General features: G+C 58.2%; 3 protein-coding genes. 2 read left to right on the top strand and 1 reads right to left on the bottom strand.

Translation table 11 applies throughout. The features are described from left to right. Positions 1 to 19: 19 nt before the first annotated feature. Complete coding sequence (locus NW856_RS10920; RefSeq protein WP_414400253.1) at positions 20 to 226, top strand: hypothetical protein; 207 nt, start codon at positions 20 to 22, stop codon at positions 224 to 226. Further along, on the top strand, positions 180 to 1,100 hold the full coding sequence (locus NW856_RS10915) for a potassium channel family protein (protein ID WP_414400251.1): 921 nt from the start codon (positions 180 to 182) through the stop codon (positions 1,098 to 1,100). The genes NW856_RS10920 and NW856_RS10915 overlap by 47 nt, the downstream gene beginning before the upstream one ends. Before the next feature lie 75 nt (positions 1,101 to 1,175). On the opposite strand, the gene NW856_RS10910 is transcribed toward NW856_RS10915, so the two are convergent. Continuing rightward, positions 1,176 to 1,880: a class I SAM-dependent methyltransferase gene (locus NW856_RS10910; RefSeq protein ID WP_414383511.1), complete on the bottom strand. Its 705-nt coding sequence runs from the start codon at positions 1,878 to 1,880 to the stop codon at positions 1,176 to 1,178. Between the last annotated feature and the right edge of the window lie 53 nt (positions 1,881 to 1,933).

Genomic DNA, 1,933 nt, shown 5'->3' with positions numbered 1-1,933 from the left:
TCAGGAGAGTTCAGCGTGAATGTATCAGGACAGCGACCAAGCCAATTTCGAGCTGGCTTTGCTGATTCGAGATCTCAATCCACAGGTGCGTGTCGTCTCCCGTCTGTTCAACCACAGCCTTGCCCGCTATCTCGACTCGGTTTTGCCGCAGCATTTTTCCCTATCGGTGGCGGCTGCAGTTGTTGCGGCAGATGGGCTACGAGGTGGTGGTGGTGGATCCCAATAGCGAGAACCCTCTGCTGGAGGCGGCGGAACGGGAGAGGGCAGTGGTGATTCGTGGGGATTACGCCCTGGCAAGCACGCTGCAACAGGCTCGCATTCAGGGCAGCCGCTGCCTGATCTGCACCACCCCTGACGATCTCACCAACCTGGAGACGGCCCTGACGGCCCACAGCCTGCAGCCGGGGATCCGCACCATTTTGCGGGTTACCGATCCCGAATTGGCGGCTCGCATGCAGCGCCACATGCAGACCCTGGGGATCAGCTACAGCGCTACCGGGCTGGGGGCACGGGCTTTTGCCACCGCAGCACTGGTGGGATCCGTCTACGGCACTCTGGCTTGGCAGGGGGAAACTCTGCTGGTGACGCTGCTGGAGGTCTCGGCCGATTGCCACTACCTGGGGCTATCCTTGCGCCAACTGGCCCAGGACTATGACCTGGTGATCTTGCTGCATCGCTCCCGACCGGGGAAACCCTGTGTTTTTCCCAAGATCTGGCAAAAAGAGGGCAAGACCCTGTTGAAAGAAGGCGATCAACTCTATGTGATGGGAACGGTGGAATCCCTGATTCGCCTGACCCAAGGACGGCCTCTTCCCCCAGAGTTGTATCAAGTGCGCCTTTTGGAGTGTCGCAACCCCTATTTTGAAGAGGAGATCCTCTCGGCTTTATCGTTCTACGCACGCCTGCCCAAAACGGCCCTGAAACCCCTATTGGGCTGTCTGCCGGCGGTGGTGAGCCCACCCCTTCCCCGCGACAAGGCAATCAAGTTAGCCCGCCAACTGCGCAAGATGAGCACTGAAGTGCAGGTGTTTGCCCAGGCGCAGCCTGCCCATTGGATCCCTGCAGCCATGAACGAAAACAGCGAGAGTAATCTGAATTGATTTGGACACTGTTCTGTTTATTGGTCTATTCTGCACTCCGTAGTCCAAAACATCTCGTTATGGGCAGTTGGACATTCAGGAGATAGGCTTTTCGGCTGCAAGTCGCACAAAGCGATTTTGGTTGTAGAGCTGCTGAGCCACCACCGCGAAACCCACCTTCTCCAACAACCACACCAGGTCTTCGGCGCTGAAGCGATTGTGCTCGTAGAAGTGGGTAAACTGATCCAGCAGCGTTTCCAAAGGCGTGTCCGACTGGAAGAGTTGGGCCTCTGTATCGGCATCGAAGTAGAGGCTGAGCGGGGCGCGCACCCAATCCACCAGCAAAAATCGCCCCCCCGGCTTGAGTAGACGCAACACCTCCTGCAACAAGCGCAAGGGCTGCACCATCTCGTGCAACACCACCACTGCCTGAGCTGCATCGATGCTGTTGGCCGCAAGCGGCAAGTGAGGGTCGTGCAGGTCGGCCTGCAGCAGCTGGATTCCAGGGATCCCTTTCAAATCTGCCGCCGCTCGCTCCAACATGTAGGGCATCACATCCACCCCGATGAAGTGCCCTCCGGGATAGCGTTGCGCCCACTGACCCAGAGCAAAGCCCGGCCCGGTTCCCAGATCCAACAAGCGCGGTGCAGGAGGCAGGCAGGGCTCAATGTGCATCTGCCAGAAGTGCCAAAACGCCTCGTTAAAGCGCCCAGGAGCTGTTGCCAGCATGCGCTCGCAGAAGCTGGGGCCACGGTGGTGCTGGTAGAGAAGCTGAAAGGTATCGAGGCCGGTCTGGGGCATGGCTGAAGATTGTTGAGAAAATTGCTAGGTCGTGTTGATCTTATGTTAGGATA

The organism is Synechococcus sp. R3-13, assembly GCF_047462195.1.
Lineage (GTDB): Bacteria > Cyanobacteriota > Cyanobacteriia > Thermostichales > Thermostichaceae > Thermostichus.
This window is presented reverse-complemented; position numbering and strand designations above follow the sequence as displayed.

Excerpts from the sequence above, each read along its gene's own strand:
- NW856_RS10910 (WP_414383511.1), bottom strand. The coding sequence starts at position 1,880 with ATGCCCCAGACCGGCCTCGATACCTTTCAGCTTCTCTACCAGCACCAC.
- NW856_RS10920 (WP_414400253.1), top strand. The coding sequence starts at position 20 with ATGTATCAGGACAGCGACCAAGCCAATTTCGAGCTGGCTTTGCTGATT.